The 23,664-nt window shown below is 42.7% G+C and carries 21 protein-coding genes; 11 read left to right on the plus strand and 10 right to left on the minus strand.

Annotated elements, in window-relative coordinates; translation table 11 throughout:
* Nucleotides 1-25: 25 nt before the first annotated feature.
* Nucleotides 26-601 carry an RNA polymerase sigma factor gene (locus B5Y40_RS24435; RefSeq protein WP_245840756.1) on the minus strand — a complete coding sequence of 192 codons (576 nt, stop codon included), beginning with the start codon at nt 599-601 and terminating at the stop codon, nt 26-28.
* Nucleotides 602-780: 179 nt separating this feature from the next.
* Here B5Y40_RS24435 and B5Y40_RS24440 point away from each other — a divergent pair, with 179 nt between their 5' ends.
* Nucleotides 781-2,724: an ATP-binding protein gene (locus B5Y40_RS24440; protein ID WP_079689494.1), complete on the plus strand. Its 1,944-nt coding sequence runs from the start codon at nt 781-783 to the stop codon at nt 2,722-2,724.
* Between the two features lie 48 nt (nt 2,725-2,772).
* Here B5Y40_RS24440 and B5Y40_RS24445 read toward each other — a convergent pair whose 3' ends face one another.
* Complete coding sequence (locus B5Y40_RS24445; RefSeq protein ID WP_079689495.1) at nt 2,773-3,393, minus strand: F0F1 ATP synthase subunit B; 621 nt, start codon at nt 3,391-3,393, stop codon at nt 2,773-2,775.
* A gap of 143 nt (nt 3,394-3,536) precedes the next feature.
* On the minus strand, nt 3,537-4,340 hold the full coding sequence (locus B5Y40_RS24450) for a TIGR02757 family protein (RefSeq protein WP_079689998.1): 804 nt from the start codon (nt 4,338-4,340) through the stop codon (nt 3,537-3,539).
* Between the two features lie 101 nt (nt 4,341-4,441).
* On the opposite strand from B5Y40_RS24450, the gene B5Y40_RS24455 reads away from it, so the two are divergent.
* Nucleotides 4,442-5,824: a serine hydrolase domain-containing protein gene (locus B5Y40_RS24455; RefSeq protein WP_079689496.1), complete on the plus strand. Its 1,383-nt coding sequence runs from the start codon at nt 4,442-4,444 to the stop codon at nt 5,822-5,824.
* 43 nt (nt 5,825-5,867) lie between these two features.
* On the opposite strand, the gene B5Y40_RS24460 is transcribed toward B5Y40_RS24455, so the two are convergent.
* A complete protein-coding gene (locus B5Y40_RS24460; protein WP_159453805.1) occupies nt 5,868-6,857 on the minus strand; it encodes a Gfo/Idh/MocA family protein in 990 nt (329 codons plus the stop codon).
* Nucleotides 6,858-6,905: 48 nt separating this feature from the next.
* Here B5Y40_RS24460 and B5Y40_RS24465 point away from each other — a divergent pair, with 48 nt between their 5' ends.
* The 3 genes from B5Y40_RS24465 (at nt 6,906) to B5Y40_RS24475 (ending at nt 8,886) form a co-directional block, all read left to right on the plus strand.
* The gene (locus tag B5Y40_RS24465) at nt 6,906-7,622 is read left to right on the plus strand and encodes a tRNA1(Val) (adenine(37)-N6)-methyltransferase (RefSeq protein WP_079689999.1); all 717 of its coding nucleotides are present in this window, start codon (nt 6,906-6,908) and stop codon (nt 7,620-7,622) included.
* A gap of 109 nt (nt 7,623-7,731) precedes the next feature.
* Nucleotides 7,732-8,304 (plus strand): YceI family protein, encoded by a 573-nt coding sequence (locus B5Y40_RS24470; RefSeq protein ID WP_079689498.1) that lies wholly within the window; start codon nt 7,732-7,734, stop codon nt 8,302-8,304.
* A gap of 135 nt (nt 8,305-8,439) precedes the next feature.
* On the plus strand, nt 8,440-8,886 hold the full coding sequence (locus B5Y40_RS24475; protein ID WP_079690000.1) for a MarR family winged helix-turn-helix transcriptional regulator: 447 nt from the start codon (nt 8,440-8,442) through the stop codon (nt 8,884-8,886).
* Here the strand turns inward: B5Y40_RS24475 and B5Y40_RS24480 are convergent, their stop codons facing one another.
* Complete coding sequence (locus B5Y40_RS24480; RefSeq protein ID WP_079689499.1) at nt 8,887-10,608, minus strand: M3 family oligoendopeptidase; 1,722 nt, start codon at nt 10,606-10,608, stop codon at nt 8,887-8,889.
* A gap of 55 nt (nt 10,609-10,663) precedes the next feature.
* Nucleotides 10,664-13,129, minus strand: coding sequence for a glycoside hydrolase family 95 protein (locus B5Y40_RS24485; RefSeq protein WP_143785928.1), 2,466 nt, complete (start codon nt 13,127-13,129; stop codon nt 10,664-10,666).
* Between the two features lie 112 nt (nt 13,130-13,241).
* Here B5Y40_RS24485 and B5Y40_RS24490 point away from each other — a divergent pair, with 112 nt between their 5' ends.
* The gene (locus tag B5Y40_RS24490; protein ID WP_079689501.1) at nt 13,242-14,279 is read left to right on the plus strand and encodes a bile acid:sodium symporter family protein; all 1,038 of its coding nucleotides are present in this window, start codon (nt 13,242-13,244) and stop codon (nt 14,277-14,279) included.
* A 14-nt stretch (nt 14,280-14,293) separates the two neighbouring features.
* Here B5Y40_RS24490 and B5Y40_RS24495 read toward each other — a convergent pair whose 3' ends face one another.
* Genes B5Y40_RS24495 through B5Y40_RS24505 form a run of 3 tightly spaced genes read right to left on the minus strand, consistent with a single transcriptional unit; the run spans nt 14,294 to nt 16,514 of the window.
* On the minus strand, nt 14,294-14,809 hold the full coding sequence (locus B5Y40_RS24495; protein WP_079689502.1) for a class I SAM-dependent methyltransferase: 516 nt from the start codon (nt 14,807-14,809) through the stop codon (nt 14,294-14,296).
* A gap of 47 nt (nt 14,810-14,856) precedes the next feature.
* Nucleotides 14,857-15,948, minus strand: a complete 1,092-nt coding sequence (locus B5Y40_RS24500; RefSeq protein WP_079689503.1) for a S1 family peptidase — start codon at nt 15,946-15,948, stop codon at nt 14,857-14,859.
* Nucleotides 15,945-16,514 (minus strand): RNA polymerase sigma factor, encoded by a 570-nt coding sequence (locus B5Y40_RS24505; protein WP_245840758.1) that lies wholly within the window; start codon nt 16,512-16,514, stop codon nt 15,945-15,947. The genes B5Y40_RS24500 and B5Y40_RS24505 overlap by 4 nt, the downstream gene beginning before the upstream one ends.
* 120 nt (nt 16,515-16,634) lie before the next feature.
* On the opposite strand from B5Y40_RS24505, the gene B5Y40_RS24510 reads away from it, so the two are divergent.
* Nucleotides 16,635-16,817 carry a hypothetical protein gene (locus B5Y40_RS24510; protein WP_079689504.1) on the plus strand — a complete coding sequence of 61 codons (183 nt, stop codon included), beginning with the start codon at nt 16,635-16,637 and terminating at the stop codon, nt 16,815-16,817.
* Between the two features lie 226 nt (nt 16,818-17,043).
* Nucleotides 17,044-17,907 (plus strand): DUF4349 domain-containing protein, encoded by an 864-nt coding sequence (locus B5Y40_RS24515; protein WP_079689505.1) that lies wholly within the window; start codon nt 17,044-17,046, stop codon nt 17,905-17,907.
* Nucleotides 17,908-17,960: 53 nt separating this feature from the next.
* Here the strand turns inward: B5Y40_RS24515 and B5Y40_RS24520 are convergent, their stop codons facing one another.
* Entirely contained in the window at nt 17,961-18,341 is a 381-nt protein-coding gene (locus B5Y40_RS24520) for a hypothetical protein (protein WP_143785930.1), read from the minus strand.
* Nucleotides 18,342-18,621: 280 nt separating this feature from the next.
* On the opposite strand from B5Y40_RS24520, the gene B5Y40_RS24525 reads away from it, so the two are divergent.
* The 3 genes from B5Y40_RS24525 to B5Y40_RS24535 all read left to right on the plus strand — a co-directional run bounded on the left by B5Y40_RS24525 (nt 18,622) and on the right by B5Y40_RS24535 (nt 23,629).
* Nucleotides 18,622-21,105 (plus strand): zinc-dependent metalloprotease, encoded by a 2,484-nt coding sequence (locus tag B5Y40_RS24525; protein ID WP_079689507.1) that lies wholly within the window; start codon nt 18,622-18,624, stop codon nt 21,103-21,105.
* A 151-nt stretch (nt 21,106-21,256) separates the two neighbouring features.
* Nucleotides 21,257-22,747: a baeRF7 domain-containing protein gene (locus B5Y40_RS24530; protein ID WP_079689508.1), complete on the plus strand. Its 1,491-nt coding sequence runs from the start codon at nt 21,257-21,259 to the stop codon at nt 22,745-22,747.
* 12 nt (nt 22,748-22,759) lie between these two features.
* A complete protein-coding gene (locus tag B5Y40_RS24535) occupies nt 22,760-23,629 on the plus strand; it encodes an SDR family oxidoreductase (RefSeq protein WP_079689509.1) in 870 nt (289 codons plus the stop codon).
* The last annotated feature ends 35 nt before the right edge of the window (nt 23,630-23,664 follow it).

A 23,664-nucleotide genomic window follows, 5' to 3' on the forward strand; every position in this document is an offset into this window, starting at 1 on the left:
TTAAATCCTGTATCGGATACAATCTTTAGTATCGCGTCTCCAGCTTCTGATACATTTCCTTCAAGTCCTGTAGCGCTCTGAAAACTTTTACCTTCACGGCTCCTTCCGAGCACCCGAGTATCTCGCCAATCTCTTTATACTTCTTGTCCTGAAATTTGCTGAGCAACAAGATCTCTCGCTTTTCTTCCGGCAACCTGTCCATGGCCATGGAAAGTAGTTGCATCTCTTCTTCACGCTGCATGACAGACGAGCGATTCTCATCGCTTCCGAGTTTATCTTCCCATGCCTCCAGTGAATCCTTGGCAGCGAGCTTGTTCTTCCGGTGATGGTCGTGACTCACATTGCGCGCGATGTGAAACATCCAGGTTTTAAAGTCGCCCTCTCCGCGGAAGAGATAGCGATACTTCAGTATCCGGAAGAAAACATTCTGCACCAAATCTTCACTGAGCTCGGAATCTTTATTCATGTGGTAGAAAAAACCGAACAAAGGTTTCTTATACCGCTCGAAGAGCAAGCTCATTTTATCGAGATCGCCATCCCTGACTTTCAGCATCAAGGCATTGTCTGTAAGTGCGTCCAATTCAGAAGATAAAGTTTTCAAAAGGGGTAACTTAAGGATTGCAGTTTGGTTACACGGAGTTCATAAAGTTTAAAAAAAATTAAGCTGCTGCTGAAATTTTTCGATTCCACTTCGCTCATAATTGTATAACCTACACCATAAACCTGAATATTTTATAGGTCTTCCCGAGTTTTTGTGTTATCTTCCTCTGGCCCATCCAAATGAAAACCTACAGCATTCTCATATTGCTGGTAAGCTCTATAGTACTTACCGGAATAAGTGCTGCTATAACGCACTTCGCAGTCCGCGACAGCCGGCACCGCGTAGAGTGGGTGTTTCATACTTACCAAGCTATCGGACAATCGTCAGAACTCCTCGCGCTTTTAAAGGACATGGAATCAAGTCAACGCGGTTATATATTAACCGGTAACACCGACTACCTTAAAAATATGGAGAGCAACAGCCTTGTACTAATGATTACCGAAGATTCGCTTCTTCATCTTGTCTCTGATAATCCGCATCAGACATTCTTACTCACGAGCAAACTTTTTCCGATCATACAACAAAAGCATGACCTTATCCGGGACGCGATCCGGTATTATAGTATATATGGGAAAGACAGTGCATCCAATTTTGTAAAAAAAGGTAAAGGAAAAACACTGATGGATAGTATACAGGTACTGAAGTCAATCTTCAGTGGACACGAGAAAGTACTTCTGGCGGATCGTCTGCAACAAGTTATGCTTACCAATAAACGGCAGACGATTGTACGCTACAGCAGTTTTACACTGATCGCTTTCGTTTCTCTTCTGGCGCTGATCACCATCGTGCAGAAAGATCGCAAGAACAAAGAACTGATCGGTCAGCTTAACACGGCTAATGAAGTGCTTGAGCAAAAAGTAAAGCAACGTACGCTTGAGCTGCAACAACAATCTGACTTAACGGAACAGCTAAATGAAGAGCTGCAACAAAATATGGAAGAGCTGGAAACATTTTATGAGACGCTGCAAGTGCGGCATATCAAAACAGAAGATGCTTTGCAGGAAGTACAGGACCTCTATAACAACGCTCCCTGCGGCTATCATTCGCTATCTCCGGAAGGCATCATTATCCGGATGAACCAGACCGAATTAAAATGGCTTGGGTATACCAAAGAAGAAGTACTGGGTAAAATGCAGATTACAAGTATACTTATACCGGAAGAGCATCAATCGTATTATGATGATTTTGCCAGTTTTAAAAAAACAGGAGCCATTCATAACAAGGAGCATACTTTTCTGCGAAAAGATGGGAGCACGTTTCCTGTGCTGCTAAATGCTACGGCTATATATAACGAAGACGGTACATACCTGATGAGCCGCGGAAATGTGACAGACATAACTGAAAGAAAGGAATACGAACGACAATTGATGGACGTCAATAAAAAGCTTGTGTACTTCAATGAAGAGAAAAACAATTTCCTCAGTATAGCAGCGCATGATTTAAAAAGCCCGATCAATAATATTATAGGTCTGATTAGCCTGATTAAAATGCAAAAAGGAAATGATCTCTCCAGCGATCAGAGTGAGTATATACACTATATACAACAGGCCTGTAACAACATGCAGAACCTCATTATCAATCTTCTTGACATCAACAAAATTGAACAAGGTATAAATGATGTTAATCCCGAGAAGGTAAATATGAGCAACCTCGTAAAACATCATCTTTATGTGTTTAAAGAAAGTGCGGCAGCGAAGAATATAAAGCTGACGTTAAAAGATCACTGCCCGGATATAAATCTGACCATTGATGTTTCTGCAATGCAACGGATACTTGAAAATCTTTTGTCCAACGCGCTAAAATTCTCTCCTAAGAATAAAGAAGTTATCGTCCGCATTTTGCAACACGAAAACGTTGTGAAAATAGAAGTAGAAGACGGTGGCCCTGGTATACCTCCGGAGGAGATCGGTATGTTATTCAAAAAATTTAAAAAGCTCAGTGCACGACCTACCGATGGTGAAAGCTCAACCGGCTTAGGACTTTCAATCGTGAAAGAACTTGTGCAGCTGCTCAAGGGGAAAGTATATGTTGAAAGTGAAGTAAACAAAAGAACCGTGTTCACCATCGAATTACCATTCGAGAATATATCCTATCATAACCCGACTATAGGGACAGAAGTATAGAAGTAAATCCCGATATGATCAAAAAACAGATGTTTATACAAACATCAATTATGAATTGCGTATAGATGATAGTTTATTGCGTTCGTCCTGCAGTTCGCGTGAAAGCTTGGTTTGTTTCTCCATCGCTCTACGTTTATACTCTTCGTATTCATTGGTTAGCATATTGATGGTCAGCTTCTTTTCATGTAGTGATTTGTTGATCATCTTCATACGGCCCGCCAATGTAACTATAACAAATGCCAGTGCTACCAGCAAAACAGCAAAGAGGGTGAGGAAAGCACTTTTCTGAATGTCAATTCCCAACACAGAAATATGTGTACTGTCGTGAAGCGTTGCCGCCATCGACTGCTCCTTTTTCTGAAGAGAATCCTTTACCTGTGTTACTTGCTTTTTTAATTGCTCAATGTTTTTATTGGCGGCAAGAATGGCAACATCTTTTGCTGCCAAAGAATCGCGCGTAATTTTCCAGACTCCATCCATCACGCTTTCTTTCACAACTTTATATTCCTTAAAGGATTGTGACTTCGCCTTCATGATGCTATAGCGCTCACGCAACGTATAGTTCTCAGGCTGCGTTTGTATTGGAGTTTCTTCTGCAGGTTGTTGCGCAAATAAAAATTGAAACGTTAACATACATACCCACAGTGCAACAAAGTTTTTCATTTTCATAAGCGGTCTTTGGTTGATAGATTTTGCAAACTACGCTATCCCACAACTTTTTTACTACCTCGTTTATTTCAGCAGTGAATCTATTCGATTAAAGCTTTATGACAAGGGATGAAAGGTAACCATTCTAATTCAAAAAATTAAAATTATGCAATACGTTTTGCTCTCCCCTCTTCGATGCCCAGGCCGAACAACGCGAAATCATACTTCACGGGATCGGCTGGATCGAGTACACGCAGCCGTGCAGTAAGTTCAAGTGCCGTCTGCCAATCGGTTTGCTTTCGCTTGATGAGTTTGAGTCTGCGGGCAACGCGATCCACATGCACATCACAAGGGCAGATCAATTGTGACGGCTTGATTTTTTTCCAGATGCCGAAGTCCACCCCCTTATCATCATCACGCACCATCCATCGAAGGTACATCACCAGTCGCTTGCAGGTAGATTTTCGAGCAGGCGATGGAATGTGTTTTCGTGTACGGTGTGGTGCATCATCAAGACTAAAAAATAATTCCTGAAATTGGTTGAGCCCCTGCTCCACCGTATCCACTTTATCTCCTGCATAAAATGCATCTTCCAGTGAACGATGATTTTGATAGTACCACTTCAGCGCTTCAATAAAGTACAACGTATCGGTAGCATTGAAAGTACGATGCTTGAAAAGAAGCAACGGCTTTAAATCTTTCTCGCGATGATGAAGGATAAATTCATGCGGATCATTGTCCATCATCGTCATGAGTTGCCTGCATTTATTGATGATCGTTTTGCGCTGACCCCACGCCAACACAGCAGCAAACAATCCGGCAATTTCTATATCCTGCTTTTTTTTAAAAGCATGCGGAATGGAGACCGGATCATTTTCGATGAAGTCCGGCTGGTTATATAACGCTACCTTCTGATCTAAAAACTCTTTCAGCGCAGCAGCTGTGAGTTTGTTTCTGTTTACGGCCACAACCAATATTTTCTCAATAATACTAGAATTAATGTAGACCACATGATGCTATTTCAAAACGAATAGTAGCTTTGTTAACACACGAAATTGTAACATCCGTCATGAAGAAATTCTTCCGGTATCTTGGCATCAGCCTTCTTGTAATCATTGTTGCTACGCTCACCTATATTCTGATCTTCTTTCCTACCATTATGACAGGCATGGCAGCGAAAACCATGTGCTCCTGTGTATATGTTACGAATCGCACGCCAGAAAGTGTGGTACAGGAAGAGTTCCAGGTTTTTCCCGGAATGCCATCTTTACCGTATGAAGTGAACCGCAAAGATTCTTCTGTATCTGTCTCCATGTTTTGGAAAACAAGTAAAGCTATATATAGGGACCGGCTGGGATGTACTTTACTCGCAGAGCAGGAAGAGGACGTTGTAAGAAGTCAATCTATTAAAAGACCGCCGGTTGCTGCAAACCAGGATTCACTCGCATGGCCTTCCGGAAATAGTATAGCCGATACCATTCTGCAAGGCGTTGACTATACCAAAATAAAAGAAGCAGTAAATAACGCTTTCGCGGATATAGATCCTGAGAAAACGATCTATACACATGGCGTTGCTGTAGTATATAACGGACAACTCATTGCCGAGAAGTATGCAGACGGCTATGATCACAACAGTCGCTTGATGGGCTGGTCGATGACCAAGAGTATAACCAACGCATTGATCGGTATACTGGTGAAGGAAGGAAAGTTAAAAACAGAAGAAGCTGCGCCAGTTCCCGAATGGAAAGACGATGAGCGCCACAACATTACCTTAAACAATTTGCTGCAGGCCAGCAGCGGAATTGAATGGTCTGAATCTTATTTCTCGCCTACTGCCGATTTCCACCAGATGTTTATCAAGAGCGATGATAAGGCAGCCTATGCAGCGTCACGAAAATTAAAACATGAGCCCGGTACATTCTTTCAATACTCAAGCGGAACCACAAATATACTCTCACGCATAATCAGGCAGACCGTGGGCGACACAGCATACTATCAGTTTCCCTATAAAAAACTTTTTTACAAGATCGGCATGAACCATGCCGTGATTGAGCCGGACGCTTCCGGAACATTTGTGGCATCATCTTACTCCTTTGCTTCGGCCCGTGATTGGGCTCGCCTCGGGTTGCTATACCTGAACGATGGTGTCTGGAATGGAGAGCGAATCTTGCCGGAAGGATGGGTGAAGTATTCGACAACACCAGCACCTGCAGCAAAGATCCGTCAGTACGGCGCACAGATCTGGCTGAACCTGGGCAATTCTGCTAATCCCTCAGAAGTTGAATATCCCGGTTTGCCCAATGAAGCAATTATATTCGATGGCTTCGAAAAAAACTTTGTAGTCATTATACCTTCTAAAAATTTAGTGGTGGTACGTCTGGGAGTCACACACAACAAAAACTTCAGCATGGCAAACCTGGTGAACGGTGTCATCGAAGGACTTCCTGACTGATTACAGTATATGCGGGATACATTGACTAATATACAGTATACGGTTAATCCACCGTATACTGTATGCCTGCAATTTTACGAACACGATCCAATGTGTCCATTAGTTGCAACGTATCCTGATGTGTCATTACAGTACTTTCAGTAAGTCCGCTTCGCAGGCACTCGCCTACATGGCGAGCTTCGAATTGATAGCCATAGCCGTCTTCACGGTGTACATCTATAGTTTGTGGTATATCTTTTCCCATGGCGACCTCGAGTATACCAATGGCATTGTGAAAACGATTCCTCAGCATAATCCTCCCCTCTGTTCCCGCAATCACTGCCTCCACCGGTGTATGAGCTGATAAAGTTGATGACAGGTTTGCTATCGCTCCATTAGAAAATTTCATCAACATCGCGCATTGCTCATCAACCCCGGTTACAGCAGGCGTAATGGTTGCTTGTATCTCTACAGGTTTACCTAACAATGATTGCGCGAGAAAGACCGGATATATACCTATATCCAGCAGCGAGCCTCCTCCGAGCAACGGATCAACCAACCGTTGGGGTACCGGTTCCCCGGGATTAAAACCGAAGTCTGCCTGGATCCACCGGATCTCTCCCAACACGCCTGACTGAATAATTTCAATAACTTTTTTATACTGTGGCAAAAATTTAGTCCAGAAGGCTTCCATGATAAAGACTTTCTGCTCACGCGCAAAAGCTATCATTTCATTTGCCTGCTTGCTGTTGAGTGCAAATGCTTTTTCACACAACACGGCTTTATGATGTTTAAGGCAAAGCATAACATGCTCGTAATGCAGGCCATGCGGCGTGGCTATATAGATCACGTCCACATCCTTATCGTTCACCAATTCTTCATAGGTGGTAAAGAAGCGCGCGGCATTGTACTGCGTTGCAAATTCTTGCGCCTTACTTTTATCGCGCGAAGCAACCGCTGCCAGCGTTGCGTGCTCGACAAGCTTCAGATCGTTTGCGAATTTATTGGCGATCTTTCCGCAACCTAAAATACCCCAGCGAATTGTTGATGACATATTTATCTTGAAAATTTGATGTTCGTTGTAAATTAAGAATATTGGCGCATGGCAAAAAGCGGCACGCATTTTCACTTCAAACAGTTTTCCATTGCCCACGACCGATGTACCATGAAAGTAGGCACCGATGGTGTATTACTGGGTGCATGGGCGAATGTAGAGAAGAAAGATTCCATCCTCGACATCGGCACGGGCTCCGGAGTGATTGCGTTAATGCTGGCGCAACGCTCTGCTCCCGGTGCGTGTATCCATGCCGTTGAACTCGAGCAACAGGATGCGCAACAGGCAACGGAAAATGTAGCGGCTTCACCCTGGCCTCAAAAAGTGAAAGTATATAACACCGCCATTCAGCAATTTGAGGGTGAAAAACAATATGATCTGATCCTTTCCAATCCTCCATACTTCATCAACAGTCAGGAACCACCAGATCAAAGACGATTGCAAACACGTCATACAACGGCGTTGAGTTTTTCAGATCTGCTCCTGGCGGTGACACGCTTACTCAAGCCAGGAGGCAGCTTCCAGGTTATACTTCCCTATACCGAAGGCCTGCAATTCATTGCATTAGCGATGCAACACGCATTGCATTGTACCCGGCAGTGGAGTTTCAGAACACGACAGGAGAAACCAATCGAACGCTGGCTGCTGGAATTTTCGACTATACCGACAACCGTTGATTGTGGAGAAATATTACTATACAAGCACGATACCACCTGGGATGATTCATATATAGCCGTGACGCGTGATTTTTATCTCAACATGTAAATATGGATTGATCATCTATGAAGAAGAATAAAGATCAAGTAATTTTTGTAACTTGTTTAAATGTATTCGCTATAGTGGCTACGAATTCACTTTATTTTAAAACCCCTCTATGAAAAAAAACATTCTCTTTATTCTGTTAGCACTGGCGACCAATGCCTTTGCACAGACAACCTGGAATATTGATAAGCCGCATTCGCGAATTAGTTTTAGTGTTGCTCACATGGTTGTATCGGAAACCGAAGGAAGCTTCAAGGACTTTGATGCAAAGGTGATCAGCAAGACTCCGGACTTTAATGGTGCCGATGTTGAATTCACTGCGAAGACTGCTTCTGTCGACACGGATAATGAAAAACGCGATACGCATTTAAAGGGTGATGAGTTTTTCAATGCTGAAAAATATCCGGAGATAAAATTCAAGGGCAACCTGGTAAAGGAAAGTGATAAATATGTATTGAAGGGAAATCTAACGCTGCGCGATGTTACGAAGCCTGTTACGTTCGCAGTAGTATATGGCGGATCGGTAAAAGCATTTGGTGGTGAGAAAGCAGGTTTCAAACTCAACGGAAAAATTAATCGCCAGGACTACGGATTAAAGTGGAGCAAGACAGTCGAGTCCGGTGGACTTGTTGTAGGTGATGAAGTCGAGATCATCTGCAAAGTTGAGTTAAACAAAGCTCAATAACATTACGTTCGCAGGCGCAGCACAAACAATCACATTTCCATTTGAAGATAAACATTGCGGAAGTGTCGCGCGCATGCGGTCTGATTTTTTATTAACAGTATAGTACAGTTATCGTCCACTTTAATGAAAAACCTTATGAAAATTGAGGAAGAGATTAGCCAGCCTAAATTTCGGAATGCGACTCAGAAGGCACTTATCAACGTGATTTTTACCTCACACTGGATCCTGGATAAGCAACAGAGTTTTTTCAAGCCCTTTGGAATTACATCGCAGCAATTCAATATTTTGAGAATCCTGAGAGGACAGTATCCTCAAGGTATATCTGGCGCTACGCTGAAGGCGCGTATGATGGATAAAAATTCGGATGTATCGCGACTCCTCGACCGGCTCGAAGTAAAAGAGCTTATCGAGAAGAGACTTTGTCCTTCCGACAAGCGTGCCACAGATATATTCATCACACAGAAAGGATTGGACGTATTAGCCGAACTCGATAAAAATCAAACCGAGTTCGATGCTATACTTGCCCTTACTGATTCCGAAGCAATGTTGCTCAGTGAATTGTTGGATAAAGCGCGTGGTTGATCAGCTCTTGCTCAGCTCCTCTTTCACGAAGTCCATCAGTTCTTTTATATAGGCTCTACTAAAATCAAATTTGATACCAGCAGCCTTATATATTTCGGGGATGGAGCGAAGGTAGCCTAGCTTCAACGCATTCTGATATCCTTGCAATCCTTTCGCAGGGTCGTTCCGAAAATTGCGCCATACCGCTATAGCACCAAGCTGTGCCATACCATATTCAATATAGTAGAAGGGCACTTCGTATAGGTGAAGTTGCTTTTGCCACAAGTAATCTTTTGTTTCTTCGAGACCGCTCCAGTCTGTAACAGTATCTGCAAACTGGTTGAATATTTTATTCCACTCGCTCTTTCGATCTTCAGTCGAATGGTTAGCGTGTTCGTAAATCCAGTGTTGATATTTATCGATGGTGGCAACCCACGGCAATGTCTCAATCAGATCTTCGAGGTGATCACGTTTTGCACGCTTCAATTCTTCAGGATCTGTAAAGAATACATCCCAATGATCCATCGAGATAAGTTCCATCGACATGGAAGCAAGCTCTGCTACTTCAGAGGGTGTCGATTTAAAATCATTCAATTCCAGGTCACGCGTTAAAAAGTTATGTATAGCGTGTCCACCTTCATGCATGATCGTCACCATATCACGCAACGTAGAAGTGGCGTTCATAAAAATGAAGGGCACACCAATTTCCGATAACGGATAATTATACCCTCCGGGAGCTTTACCTTTCCGTGATTCAAGATCGAGATGTCCCATCTCTTTCATGATCGCTAAGCACTGACCCAGAAACGGATCAAGTCTCCTGAAGACTTCAATTGTTTTTTCTGTTAACTCTTTTCCATTGGCGAAAGGCTTCAACGCTTCACGACCTTCAGGGTCAACCGCTTTATCCCACGGACGAAGTGAATTTACTTTCATCATGTTCTTGCGCTCCTGTGCAAAATCATTTAGCAGCGGCACCACTTCATTTTGAATAGCATCATGAAATGCAAAGCAATCCTGCGGAGTATAATCAAAACGTCCCAGTGACTTAAACATATAGTCACGGAAATTTGTGAAGCCTGCATTGACAGAAACCTGGTGACGCAATGCAACCAGTTTACTGAACAGATCATCCAGTGTAACTTTATCTTTTAACCTGCGCTCGTTTATTTTATAGTATACATCTTCGCGCTTCTTGCGGTCGGTGTCCATTAACACAACAGAGGCTTGTGGCAGCGTAACTTCTTTTCCCTGCCACTCGATCGTCATAGCACCAGAGATCTGCGCATACTTTTGTGCCTCCGTACTGATTTCGGTATATAGAGGAACATTCTCTTCTCTGAAGATTTCGATTTCCTTTTTCAACCCGCGGATCATAATATCATATCCTTCATCTTTCGCCAACGTGTCGAGCAATGGAGACGCCGCAGCCTTCTTGTTCAACTGATCAGAAACCGGTGCAACCTGTGGTTGAATGTTTTGTATGAAATCCTGGTATGCTTTGTTATAGTCTGCGTTATCGGTATAGCACGTCATGCGGATATAGCGCCACGCCAGATCTTCAGAGATCACCGACTCAAGCTCACTTCGATCGCGAAACCACTGTTTCAGATCTTGCAATGAACTCAAATCACGATTCAGTAATGTATCAAAGTATGGTTTCAGTTCTTCCCAGGTTGTTACCTTAAATGCATCCGGTAAAAATTTGCGCGGTGGGCGCTGTGGTATTGCTATAGCTGTCATATTCGTTTTTTCTTACGTAAATAGTAAATCAAAAATACACAAAGAAAATTCCCGGCTAGGGCACGAATGTATATTCTTTGCCGGCTTCAGTCGATACATCGTACAACATACTGACAGGCAACGTTGTTTTCCGAAGCTGTGCCTGTGGAGAAATGATTGGAGCACGTAACGCCTCGACCTGGTAAAACGGATTTTTGTTTTCACCAACGGCATCCTTCATCACAAACTTCCCTCCTGCTTTTAACGGTTGATGAACACGCACACGACATACTCCTCCAAGTTTAGACCTTATCTTTAATGCAGTAATTTTTTTATCCTTCCAGGCAATGTCCACTTCATAGCCACCGCGTGCTACGAGTCCTTTTACTTCTCCATCTTTCCACTGATCCGGCAATGCAGGAAGTATATACAAGGCTCCATCATGCGACTGCACAAACATTTCTGCTATACCCGATGTGCAACCAAAATTTCCATCGATCTGAAAAGGAGGATGTGCATCGAACAAGTTTGGATATGTACCACCGCCTCCGGCATTGGTTCCAACCGGACGAAGTTGATCGGTGATTAATTTATAGGCATGATTGCCATCGAGCAAACGCGCCCAGAAATTTACTTTCCAGCCCATAGACCAACCGGTAGAAACATCACCGCGTTGTGTCAGTGTATTACGTGCCGCTTCAAACAACTCCGGATTCCTATAGGGAGAAATCTGTACACTGGGATATAGTCCATAGAGATGTGAAACGTGACGATGTTTATCATTCGGATTGTCCCAATCGTGAATCCACTCCTGCAGCTGACTATTTTTACCAACCTGCATAGGCGCGAGCCGTAACTTCAATTGTCTCAATGAATCGGCAAAAGGTTTATCGAACTTTAGAATTTCAGCTGCTTTTATAGTGCGCCCAAAAAGATCGAACAGCAATTGGTTATCCATCGTGGTACCCGCAGTGATCGAGGCCCGCTGTGTTTCATTGTAGCTATAGGTATTTTCAGGAGATACCGAAGGACTGACTACGAGCCAATGATGCTCGGGGTCTTCTTGCAAGACATCTACAAAGAACTGACTCGCTCCTTTCAATACATGATAATATTGTTTGAGAAAATTCACATCACCGGTAAACATATAGTGTTCCCATAAATGTTGTGAAAGCCACGCACCACCCATCGGCCACATTCCCCAAGAATGTGCACCATCAACCGGATCGGTTATGCGCCACAAGTCCGTATTGTGATGACATACCCAGCCTCTTGCTCCATACGTTTTGGTAGCGCTCTCTTTTCCGGTATGCGAAAGGTCGTCCAGCATTTTAAACAATGGATCATGCAACTCACTGAGATTGGTTACTTCAGCTGGCCAGTAATTCATTTCAGTATTAATGTTCACAGTATATTTACTATCCCATGGAGGCATCAAATGATGGTTCCATATACCTTGTAATGTACCGGGCTGTCCACCAGATTGTGACGAGCTGATTAACAGATAACGTCCGTACTGGAAATATAGGGCTGCCAGGTGAGGATCATTCGCTGTAGCGAATTCTGAAAGACGCACATCTGTTGTTTTTTGTACCGATGCCGTTGTGCCAAGATTAAGTTTCACACGATCAAAATACTTCTTATAGTATTTTTTATGCTCCGAAATCGCTACAGTATATTTTTTCTTCAAAGCGGCCTGCAGGTATTGCAAAGCCTTCTGATGCTCGTCTGCGCTGATGTCTCGGTAATTTTTAAAGTTGGAGGCGATCGATATATATACTGTAACGGCAGTAGCTTTTGTGATGGAAACTTGTAAACTGTCAGAACTAACCGCTCCGCCTTCTGTTACAGCATGGAATTGTCCTTCGAATTCAACTGCGCCCTTTACACCTTCGTGATCGCCAGTGATACCCGTGAGAACCAACGCATTTTTCTCACTGCGAACAGTATGCTTTTGTGGGCTCTTCACCGATAATGTACACGTGATACTTCCAGGTTTATCTGCGGTAAGTCGCACGATAACAACCTGGTCAGGGAATGAAACAAAGACTTCGCGTTTATACTTTACTCCGTCAGCTTCATAGGATACAGTGGCAACGGCATCCTCTATGTTAAGGTCACGATAATAGTTTGTTACATTTTTATATTGGGGAAAACCGATAAACAAACTTCCTACCGGTTGATAAGGCATTCCATCATTCAGTGAGTGCACATTTTTATCGGCTATAGCTTGCGCCTCTGCATATTTACCTTCTGCTATAAGTTTTCGTATCTCCGGAATAACCGTTGCTGTTACCGGGTTTATATTATTATTCGGACCACCGGCCCATACCGTACCTTCATTCAGTTGCAGTTCTTCCTGCTGAGGATTGCCGTATAGCATCGTACCCAACCGTCCATTACCAAGAGGCAACGCTTCCTCCCACTTCACCGCGGGCTTATCATACCAAAGCTTAAGGGGTACATTTTGTTGGGCTACACTGTGTATGCAGAATAACCCGCACATCAGCAGCATGCTATACTTCATATAAATTTTATTCATACCAATTCGGTTTGTTGTTAATCTCACAGACGTGAATATAAAACAGACAATCAAACTTTCCCCGATTAAAAGATTTTTTATAATATTATTTTAAGCGCCAGTATTGTATCGCATGAGTGACTTGCAAAAAGAAGACAGAAAAAAAGTTTTAACCAATCCCTTTCAATGGCTTCAACACTTTGGACTTGACGGATTTATACTTGCGCTGACAGGGATGATCATCCTTGCATATTGGTGGCCGGAAGGTGGCACTGCGCAAGGTAGTTTTTCATTGTCTCAACTCGCAAACTATGGCATATCGCTGATTTTTTTCTTTTACGGGCTTCGTCTTAGTAAACAAAAACTTCAGCAGGGTCTTGGTAACTGGCGGCTTCATGTACTGGTTCAGGCGAGTACTTTTATTCTTTTCCCGTTGCTTATATATCCTTTTAGGATGATCGCTACAGACCATCTCGCACAGCTTCTATGGCTCGGCACTTTCTTTCTGGCAAGCTTGCCATCTACTGTATCTTCATCTGTCGTAATGGTGTCCATTGCCGAAGGAAATATACCAGCCGCTATATTCAATGCCAGTATATCCAGTGTCATTGGAGTATTTATCACACCTTTGTGGATGGGAATGGTTCTCTCGAATTCTTCCGAGCACGTGGAGCTTGGCAGCACCATCGGTAAACTAATTCTGCAAGTATTATTGCCCGTGGTTGCCGGTATACTTCTGAATCCTCACTTAGGGCAATACGCTGAGAAGTACCGCAAGCAGTTGAAGTATTTCGATCAGACTATTATTCTGATCATTGTATATACTGCATTCAGCGAATCGTTCGCACGCAAGATGTTTAGCGATTTAACCATTACAGAATTACTTTTGCTTGGCATCGCGATGCTTATACTCTTTTTTATAGTATACGGCATCACCACACTTTGTTGCAAGCTTCTCAGGTTTAATCGTGAAGATAGCATTACTGCGGTATTCTGTGGATCGAAGAAATCACTTGTACACGGCACCGTTATGTCGCACGTACTATTCGCGAGTAGCACAATGACGGGTATCCTGCTTTTACCCCTCATGCTATATCATGCTTTACAACTGATCGTGGTAAGCATGATTGCGCGGAAAAAGGCAAAGCAGCAGAAAGAGAATAATATATAGCTGCTAACGTATATTTATCTGAGTAACACTGAATATATACTTCCCTGGTATGCGGATGGAACTTCATGTAGCAATTCTACTGAAGCGAAACCAGCCTCTCTTGAAAAGGTCTGTAAGGTGGAATAACTCATGGGATAAGGCACCCAACGATTGCCGTGGTCTGTATTATACTCTACCAATATTATCCTTGCCGCAGGCTTCAGATTTTTCCGGATGCGTTGAATGAACGCCAACTGATTTTCCACAAAGTGAAGTGCATTCGCCATGAGTATTCCGTCCAGCAACGGCAGATCGAGTGCATCCTTTACAAAATCTCTTTGAAGGGTGTGGAGTGTTATCGTTGGTTCAACAGTGATTGAACCAAGTGCAGCGCCATCTTTATCAACCGCATAGATCGTGCTGCCGGTAGATAAACATGTACTGAGCGCTTTGGTAAACATGCCCTGACCTGCGCCAAGATCAGCCCATGTCTGTTGTGACGAAGACGTCACGCCCTCTTTAATAAGATCAACAGCTGTTTCTATTTTCATAACGGATGGCGCATGGATTACAAGTATATATCCATCAGCAATCGCTGTTAGTTCTTATATACTTGTACAATGAATACGTAATCTTTCCAACGTTTAATTTGCTGTACACGATTTGAATTCTTTATCGTATTATACTTTGGAAGTACAAGCGGTCTTTCGAGTGTATCCAGTGAAGCGCGCGTGATCGCATCCATCACTACGGATGACTTGATCGCAAAGGCAGCTCCCAATGTCTCTGTCTGAACTCCACTGATAATGCCCACCAGGTCACCGCTTTCATTGAAGAGCGGCCCACCGCTGTTGCCCGGGTTCACCGGCACAGAGATCTGGTAAGCATTTGGATTCTGACTATATCCCGTAGAAGCGCTGATGGAGCCTTCACCAAAAACTATATCTTCCCGTGGAAACCCAAGGGTAAATACATGTTCGCCAAGGTTTGCCTCATCTTTCACAATGGAAAATGGAAGTATACGATTGATACCCGTGACAGAATCATTTTGCAGTTTTAGCACCGCTATATCATTTGCAGGATCGCTCAATACAACTGAAACTTTCTGCCTGCCAAATTTTTCATTCTCGATATAAACTGAATCAGCCTCCTTTACAACGTGATAGCTGGTGGCCACATAACCGTTGGACGAAATCAGAAAACCTGTACCCGCATATTTACTGGGCACGGGCTTGCCTTTATCTATAGACTGCGCAATATCTTTCATCAGCATTTTTTGTGAATGCTTGATTTGATCTACATTTCTGCGCAACTCTTTATATATAGCAGTTTGTTTTGTTTCGAGCGCGCGCGTCATCATCAACGTCCCAACAATACTGATCAGGGCGACAGAAGCGGCAACCGCTGTCATTGGCCAATAGCGTTTCCATCCGCTTACCGGATTTGCCACCGGCAATGTAACCGGTGCAGTCTCTTCTATATCCAGGTGTGCACTGTCCAATACTGCTTTCAGTTCCATACGATTACCGTAATGCTTCATTGCATCACGCATCGTTTTGTGCTGCTCCGCTTTCGCGCGGAAATCCGGTTCATTTTTCAATTTATACTCTACGGCATCGGCTTCATCGACAGATAACTTCCCGGAGAAGTAATTGTCCAATAAGTCGTAGAGTGATTGTTCGGCATTCATGAGAGGTCTTCGTTTTTATACTTTGCAAAAAATAATTTCTTCAGTCGTTGCAGACATTTATACTTCTGGTTCTTGGCATTATCAGCATTCGTGTATCCGAATTTTTCGCTGATCGCTTCCATCGACAGATCATGTATATAAAAGTCCTCAATAATGCCGCGGCAAGGTTCTCCAAGGCCGCTCATGGATTCACGCATACTGGCAAACTTATTTTCATTCTCTGCGATGGTGGACATTTCTTCTTCAATACCCAGAAATGTCTCCGTCTCCTCTATATTACCGTGGTAACGCTTTTTCTCTGCGAGCCGCTTCAGCCACAGCCTGCGGCATACGGCATAGAGATACGTTTTTATTTTACAGGTAAGGACAAATCCTTGTTGCTGTACTTTCTCGTAAAACGCGATCACAGCTTCCTGATAAACATCCTTCGCTTCCTCCTCCGTACCATTGTTGGAGCGCACCAGATTTACAATCATCGGATAATGTGTTTTGTAGAGCTCCCGGAGCGCTACCTCATTTTTCTTTTTGATCTCTGAAACGATCAACTCGTCAAAGTAATACACCACGTTCAATAAGGTCGATTTTATACAAAAGTGCTGCGAAGGTAACCCAAAGAAAAATATCTTTTATGATGGGTGACCTTTTGAATGTTTTTGTATGAAGGGAAATTTTTAAACCAATAAGTCATGAAAAACACAATCAAATTAGCTTTCGGAGTACTTTGCGTAATCGCTTTGGCATCTTGCGAACCAAAAAAGACTACTAACGAAGCTCAGGAAACTGCACCTGCTGCAGATACAACTGAAGTTGCTCAACCTGACACTACTCAAGTAGAAACTCCTGCAGATACTGCAGCTGCTGCTCACTAAAAAATATGCTGATCGGGCTCGATACCCGATCAGCTTTTTTTCTCTCCTTCCGGTGCTGTTCCGGAATATTCTTCTCTGAATAATACTTGAAAAAGGTAGTTCTGCTTTTTTCAATACACACCAACGTATTTTAATGCCGTTTATTTTCTGACACAACCTGTGCCGTTGATAGTCTATTGCCCACACGCGTCTTCTTCATCTCTACCATTTTAAATCCTTAATCATTATGAAAAATACAGTGTATATTTTCCTGGTATCGTTATGTCTTTTTTCTGCTTGTGGCGCGAAGCAAACTTCTATGGAAGCTGCTGACACCATGGACGTTTCTGATGAAAGCCTTCGTAAGGCTGAAACATCGCTCACACAAAATCAACTGGCCGCAACACCGCACGAAGATCTTTACTCAAATGGAAAAGTAAAGCTCATCAAAACCGTAAACTATAGATTCGAAGTAGAAAATGTAAAGAAGGCTTCTGAAAATATAGAGGCTGCCATAAAAAAATACCCGGCATATATAGCTTCGTCTAATTTGCGTTTAGAAAATCCAATCCTTGAAAACAAATTATCAATTCGCGTGCAGAGCGAATACTTTTACGAACTTCTGAAAGAGATTGACAAGCAGCCGCGCTTTGTAAACTTTCGTGATGTTAGTACCAACGATGTATCAAAAGAATTTGTTGATCTGGAATCGCGCCTGAAAACAAAGCGTGAAGTAGAAGAGCGCTATATGGACATTCTGCGAAAGAAAGCAGGAACAATTGAGGAACTGCTGCACGCAGAACAACAGATCGGTGAATTGCACGAAGAGATCGAAGCCACCATTAGCCGCATGAATTATCTGAAAGAGCAAGTTAGCTATAGCACTATAAATCTGGAGTTCTATCAAACTGTATCAGAGGAAATATCCGCTGCTGATACTATAGGAATGAAAGACAATTTTTTGGATGCATTAAAAACCGGATGGCAAGGTTTGCTCACCGTTATACTTGGCATTACCTATATATGGCCTATACTCCTGATTGCAGGATTAACCATTATATACCTGAAGTTCATTCGAAAAAAACAACCGGTGCCCTATAAAGAAATATAAAAACAAAAAAAACCGGCAGTAGCCGGTTTTTCTTTTGAAAACTTCAGAGAACCTTATGGTCTGCTTGAACCAGGATCCTGAATGCGTTTTCCGCCCTTATCAAAGTAGTAATTTTTAGTTTGGTCGCCTGAACCTACACGAACCATATAACCATTATTAGATTTGTTACGGTATACTGAACCACTTTCCCATCCTGTATATTCAGAACCTTTCAATGTTGTTCTTAAAGAAGATGGAACATCAGTAGATTTTACCATCTCGTAATCCTTCTGGATGTACTGATCTGATTGTGTAGCGGATGGTTGTGTTGCAGATGGTTGTTGTGTTGCGGAAGGAGTCTGAGTTTTTGTACCAGTCGTATCCACTTGTTGAGCGTTCACTGCCGCAATGCCTAACATAAACACTCCGGCAAAAAATAACATTAGCTTTTTCATAGCACTGTAATAGTTTAAATAGTTTATTGTAGTTTATTGTTTGAATAATTGTGATTTTGTTACACGCTATCAATACAAACAAAACTATGCCTGACATTTGCGCATTGCAAAGTATGCCAAATCATTTCGCTATTGAGGAATGGTGTGGACATGTGCAAAGGGTGACTGTGGTAAAAACGGGCAGTTCATTTTATTTTCGATATACTCCTGTAAAACCAGATGAGATTAGGAACCTGTTTGCATGTAAATAAGTTATCTTCACTTTTTCAAATGTATACGTATGCGAAGTATTGTTATTCTTATACTGACAGTTACTATATCCTTAAAATCTTTTGGACAAAATCCGATTGTAACCGCACCTCCGGATACAACGGCTATTTTATTCGGTCAGATTCTTCAGGACACGATCAAGCGTGATACAACAGAAACACCGTCATCGGTGCCTGCAGGAAACATGCAACTCACTGCTCCGAGTAAATACTATAGTCTGATAAAACCAAATGCGATCACACGCAAAGGTTTATTCACAGTGCACAAAGTCGATGATCAGTATTACTTTGAAATTCCCGACAGTCTTTTAGGTCGCGATCTCTTAGTAGTGAGTCGTATTGCTCAGGGTGCAGCAGGTGTACGTCAGGAGTATGTTGGATATGCAGGAGATCAGATCGGCAATACCATTATACGTTTTGAAAAAGGTCCGGCTCATAAAATATTTCTGCGAAGAATTTCTTATCAGGACAATGCCGGTGATAGTACGAACTCCATGTTCAGCGCCGTGATCCGTTCTAACCTTCAACCTTTGTCAGCAGCATTTGGTATTGGTGCATATTCGCCACGAGGTAAAGGAAGCGTTATTGATGTTACCGACTATATAAACGGCAGCAATGATATATTCTTCTTCAGTGCCGCATCACGCAAAACCATGCACATCGGAAGTATACTTTCCAACATGAGCTATATCAAGGATATAAAATCGTATCCGCTTAACCTGGAGATCAGAACGATCAAAACATACAACGAATCTACCAGTGATAATACCTTTACGCTGGAGCTTAACACATCTCTTGTATTATTGCCCAAGAAGCCGATGCGAAAAAGATTCGCTGACCGAAGGGTTGGTTATTTTACGGAACGCTATACCGACTATGATGTAAATCCTCAAGGGGTTAAAGTCATCAACTATATAAAGCGCTGGCGTTTGGAACCGAAGCCTGAAGATATGGCTGCCTATAAACGTGGAGAACTTGTAGAGCCTCAGAAACCAATTATATACTATATAGATCCGGCTACTCCCAAAAAATGGGTTCCTTATCTAGAGCAAGGCATCGAAGACTGGCAGGTCGCATTTGAAAAAGCAGGATTTAAAAATGCGATACAAGCTCGTGAAGCACCGAGCCCGGAGGTAAATCCGGATTGGAGCCTGGAAGATTCACGTCACTCTGCTATAGTGTATAAACCTTCCGCCATCGCAAATGCTGCAGGTCCTATTATTACAGATCCACGCAGTGGTGAAATCCTGGAGAGCCATATTAACTGGTATCACAACCTCATGTCTATACTACACGACTGGTATATGGTGCAATGTGGTGCCAGTGATGTGCGTGCGCAAAGAATGAAATTTGATGATGAGTTGATGGGTGAGCTGATTCGCTCCGTTGCAGCGCATGAAGTAGGACACTCGCTGGGGCTCACGCATAACTTTGGAGCAAGCTCTACAGTACCGGTGGAAAAGTTGCGTGATCGTGCGTGGCTGGAAGAAAATGGACACACCCCTTCAATCATGGACTATGCGCGCTTCAATTATGTAGCGCAACCACAAGATAGTGTTACGGAGCGTGGACTTATTGCACGGATCGGTAAATATGATCTGTGGGCAATTGAATATGGCTATCGCTACTATCCCGATATACCAACTTCGGAAAATGAAATTCCTTTTTTGAATGGTGCTATTGTAGAAAAAATGAAAGACCAGCAGCTCTGGTTTGCCTCCGAGTTTTCAACGGACGATCCACGCGTACAAACAGAAGATATAGGGGATAACGCCATGAAGGCAAGCGAATACGGAATTAAAAATCTTCAGCGCATTGTGCCCCGTCTCAATGCGTGGACGTATGTGCCGAACGAAGGCTATAAAAATCTCAATCAGCTTTATAACGGTGTCACCAATCAATATAATTATTATTTGGGACACGTCATGTCCTATATTGGTGGAACGTATGAGACCATAAAGTCATCGGAACAAATCGGGCCGGTATATCGCGTAGTACCAGCAACACTACAACGTGAAGCTCTGAACTTTTTAAATAAGAATATATTTCAGCCTCCGATGTGGTTGCTCGATACCGTTATTCTCGCGCGAACCGGTCAGAATGCCTCGCAGATTATAGCGCAGTCTCAGGAGCTGGTTTTAAATTCACTTCTAAGTTACAACACACTCACTAAACTCGCAGAGGCAGAAGCGCTATACGATACGCGTGCTTATCGAATCATTAACTATATGGATGATCTTGACCAGATGATGTGGGCAGAGCTTAACACGCTTTCCACCATCACTGTTTACAGGCGATATCTGCAACGATATTATGTTGATAAACTCATAGAACTTTCAAAAAATACAACGGCACTTTCAGATGCAGACGCAGTGATTAAAAATAAGTTAGGAGAAATAAAAGTGCGATTGAAGAAAGCGATACCCAAAATGAAAGATTCCATGACGGTGTTTCATCTAAAATACCTGGATGACAAACTTAGTAAGCTTCCATAATTTTTTCACTCTAATTTTTAGCTGACAAAATTCTTCACTTATCCAAAAGTGTAGAAAACAAACCATCATTGTGGTTTGAAGCGCTATGTATATATTCTTTAATAAGAAGCCGGTATAATAATTTACCCATCTCTTCCTAAACACTTTTATTATGGGAAAAGACAGAGAAGGGAAATTCCATCCGGCAAAAGGGAAGCCTACGGGTTATGGCAAAGAGAATAGTGTTGAATTGCATTTCAAAGAAGATGGTGCATTAGACCAGTATCTTGAAACTGCTGAGAAATATACTGATGGGCAGGAAGAAATGCCTGCCAACGTGAGAGTACGACACCCGAATCGCAATGTCGACAAGCATGTGGAATATGCTGAAGACGGCAAACCGAATAAACGCTTTGGAAAAAGTTCTTCCGCAAAAACTTCAAATACATCTTCTGATCGCAATACACTCAACGGTTCTGAAAGTGTACCAACGGAGGGGCTGGAGCTTTCCGGGATTTTGACGAAGCCTTTATTTGAAGAGCTTGCAAACCATAAGGCCGATATATATATAACGGCCTATCTGCAGACACACGCTGCTGGTGTTGAAGTGAATGGAAAACAGGACATTATTGCATTCAAAAATGTTCTTCAACAGATTTCATCACAGTTGAAGCAAAATGGTGTGAATGAAAATACCATTACCAGTATGCTAACTCCTGGATATGATCTTGTAAAGGATGATACATTCTGGAATAATCAGCAAGCAGGCCTGGCGTTGTTTATATCGGATAATTTGTTCCGCTATGTGAAGCTGCCCATCGCCCCTTCCGAAGGTCTATTGATGGGGCCATCGTTTTTCCTGAATCCGCTGATTCCGCTGATGACCACACGCGAGTATTTTTACTTGCTGGTAATCAGTAAAAAACAATCGAAACTGTTTAAAGTAGATGCGTTTGGCATTCAATACATAGATATACCTGAGATACCAAATGGTATAGATGATGTAGTTCATTTCGAGGAGAAAGACGATCAGCAATTATGGAGAACCGGAAGCAGCGGTGGTGGTGGCGGAGCAAACTACCATGGTATAGGAGCCGGTAAACCTGATGAAAAAGAAAATATAGCGCTATACCTGGAAGAAGTGGACGAGACGATTTGGAAAGAAATACTCCATGACGAAAATGTTCCCTTGTTGCTTGCCGGAGTAGATTATTTGCTACCGATCTATAAATCTGTAACCGACTATAATCATGTATGTGAGCAGACACTGATTGGAAGTTATGAACATGAAGATGTTCGCACACTGCATCAAAAAGCATTGGAACTTATGACGCCATACTTCCAGGGACGTCATCAAAAAGCGCTTGCGAATTATGCAAACCAGTCTGCTACGGAACTGACATCTTCAATTCCTGCAGATGTTATTCCTGCGGCACATTATGGTCGCATTGCACATCTCTTCATTCAGAAAGATGAACATATCTGGGGAACATTCGATGAGATGGCCAATACGCTAAACATCCATGAGACGCAGGAAAAAAACGATGAATGTTTACTTAATAAATCCGTTATTAAAACTATACTGACGGGTGGTGAAGTACATATTCTGGAAAAAGAAAAAATGCCTGCCAACAGTAAGATTGCAGCGCTATTACGCTACTAAAAAAATTATATTATGGAAACAACACTGATCAAAGATCCCGCTGACATCAAACCTCAGCATCAGGACCGGCAACCCGGAATTGAAAGTGAAATGTCGCCACGTCCTATATATGATACGGATGATGAAGGCTATGGACGTTTGCGTGGAAAAGTGGCCATCATCACTGGTGGAGACTCCGGTATAGGTCGTGCTGTTGCTATACAATTTGCCAAAGAGGGTGCAGATGTTGCAATAGCATACCTTGACGAACACGAGGATGCACAGGAAACTGCAGATGCGATTCGGAAATATGGCAAAGAAGCTTTGCTCATTTCAACAGATGTCTCACAGGAAGTAAACTGCAAAAACATAGTTGACCAGACGCTGGAAAAATTCAAGCATATAGATATACTCGTAAACAATGCAGCCGTTCAGTATGAACAAAAGGATGTGCAATCTATTACGGCTGAGCAATGGGAATATACTTTCAGGGTGAATATTTTTGCTTACTTCTATATGGTGAAATATACTGTACCATATCTTCGCGATGGCTGCAGCATTGTCAACACCGCTTCTGTTACTGCCTATAAAGGGAATCAGACACTGATGGATTACTCTTCCACGAAAGGAGCGATCATTGCTTTCACCAGGAGTTTATCGCAATCCCTGGCGGAAAAAGGAATCCGTGTAAATGCGGTGGCACCGGGTCCGGTTTGGACACCGTTGATCCCTGCGTCATTTGATGATGAAAAGGTAGAGAAGTTTGGGAAAGACGTTCCGCTGGGAAGACCTGCACAGCCAGTAGAAATTGCTACCTCCTATGTATTCCTTGCATCGAAGGAAGGATCATTCTTCACAGGGCAAGTTTTACATCCAAACGGAGGATCGATCATTAACACATAATCTATTTCAAGATAACTCAGAACAAATCACGAAGG

This window comes from Ohtaekwangia koreensis (assembly GCF_900167975.1).
GTDB classification, from domain to species: Bacteria; Bacteroidota; Bacteroidia; order Cytophagales; family Cyclobacteriaceae; genus Ohtaekwangia; species Ohtaekwangia koreensis.

Bases quoted from the DNA above. Each gene is read 5' to 3' on its own strand.
- B5Y40_RS24440 (WP_079689494.1), top strand. From the start codon at position 781: ATGAAAACCTACAGCATTCTCATATTGCTGGTAAGCTCTATAGTACTT.
- B5Y40_RS24445 (WP_079689495.1), bottom strand. From the start codon at position 3,393: ATGAAAATGAAAAACTTTGTTGCACTGTGGGTATGTATGTTAACGTTT.
- B5Y40_RS24455 (WP_079689496.1), top strand. From the start codon at position 4,442: ATGAAGAAATTCTTCCGGTATCTTGGCATCAGCCTTCTTGTAATCATT.
- B5Y40_RS24460 (WP_159453805.1), bottom strand. From the start codon at position 6,857: ATGTCATCAACAATTCGCTGGGGTATTTTAGGTTGCGGAAAGATCGCC.
- B5Y40_RS24465 (WP_079689999.1), top strand. From the start codon at position 6,906: ATGGCAAAAAGCGGCACGCATTTTCACTTCAAACAGTTTTCCATTGCC.
- B5Y40_RS24470 (WP_079689498.1), top strand. From the start codon at position 7,732: ATGAAAAAAAACATTCTCTTTATTCTGTTAGCACTGGCGACCAATGCC.
- B5Y40_RS24475 (WP_079690000.1), top strand. From the start codon at position 8,440: ATGAAAATTGAGGAAGAGATTAGCCAGCCTAAATTTCGGAATGCGACT.
- B5Y40_RS24480 (WP_079689499.1), bottom strand. From the start codon at position 10,608: ATGACAGCTATAGCAATACCACAGCGCCCACCGCGCAAATTTTTACCG.
- B5Y40_RS24485 (WP_143785928.1), bottom strand. From the start codon at position 13,129: ATGAATAAAATTTATATGAAGTATAGCATGCTGCTGATGTGCGGGTTA.
- B5Y40_RS24490 (WP_079689501.1), top strand. From the start codon at position 13,242: ATGAGTGACTTGCAAAAAGAAGACAGAAAAAAAGTTTTAACCAATCCC.
- B5Y40_RS24495 (WP_079689502.1), bottom strand. From the start codon at position 14,809: ATGAAAATAGAAACAGCTGTTGATCTTATTAAAGAGGGCGTGACGTCT.
- B5Y40_RS24500 (WP_079689503.1), bottom strand. From the start codon at position 15,948: ATGAATGCCGAACAATCACTCTACGACTTATTGGACAATTACTTCTCC.
- B5Y40_RS24510 (WP_079689504.1), top strand. From the start codon at position 16,635: ATGAAAAACACAATCAAATTAGCTTTCGGAGTACTTTGCGTAATCGCT.
- B5Y40_RS24515 (WP_079689505.1), top strand. From the start codon at position 17,044: ATGAAAAATACAGTGTATATTTTCCTGGTATCGTTATGTCTTTTTTCT.
- B5Y40_RS24520 (WP_143785930.1), bottom strand. From the start codon at position 18,341: ATGAAAAAGCTAATGTTATTTTTTGCCGGAGTGTTTATGTTAGGCATT.
- B5Y40_RS24525 (WP_079689507.1), top strand. From the start codon at position 18,622: ATGCGAAGTATTGTTATTCTTATACTGACAGTTACTATATCCTTAAAA.
- B5Y40_RS24530 (WP_079689508.1), top strand. From the start codon at position 21,257: ATGGGAAAAGACAGAGAAGGGAAATTCCATCCGGCAAAAGGGAAGCCT.
- B5Y40_RS24535 (WP_079689509.1), top strand. From the start codon at position 22,760: ATGGAAACAACACTGATCAAAGATCCCGCTGACATCAAACCTCAGCAT.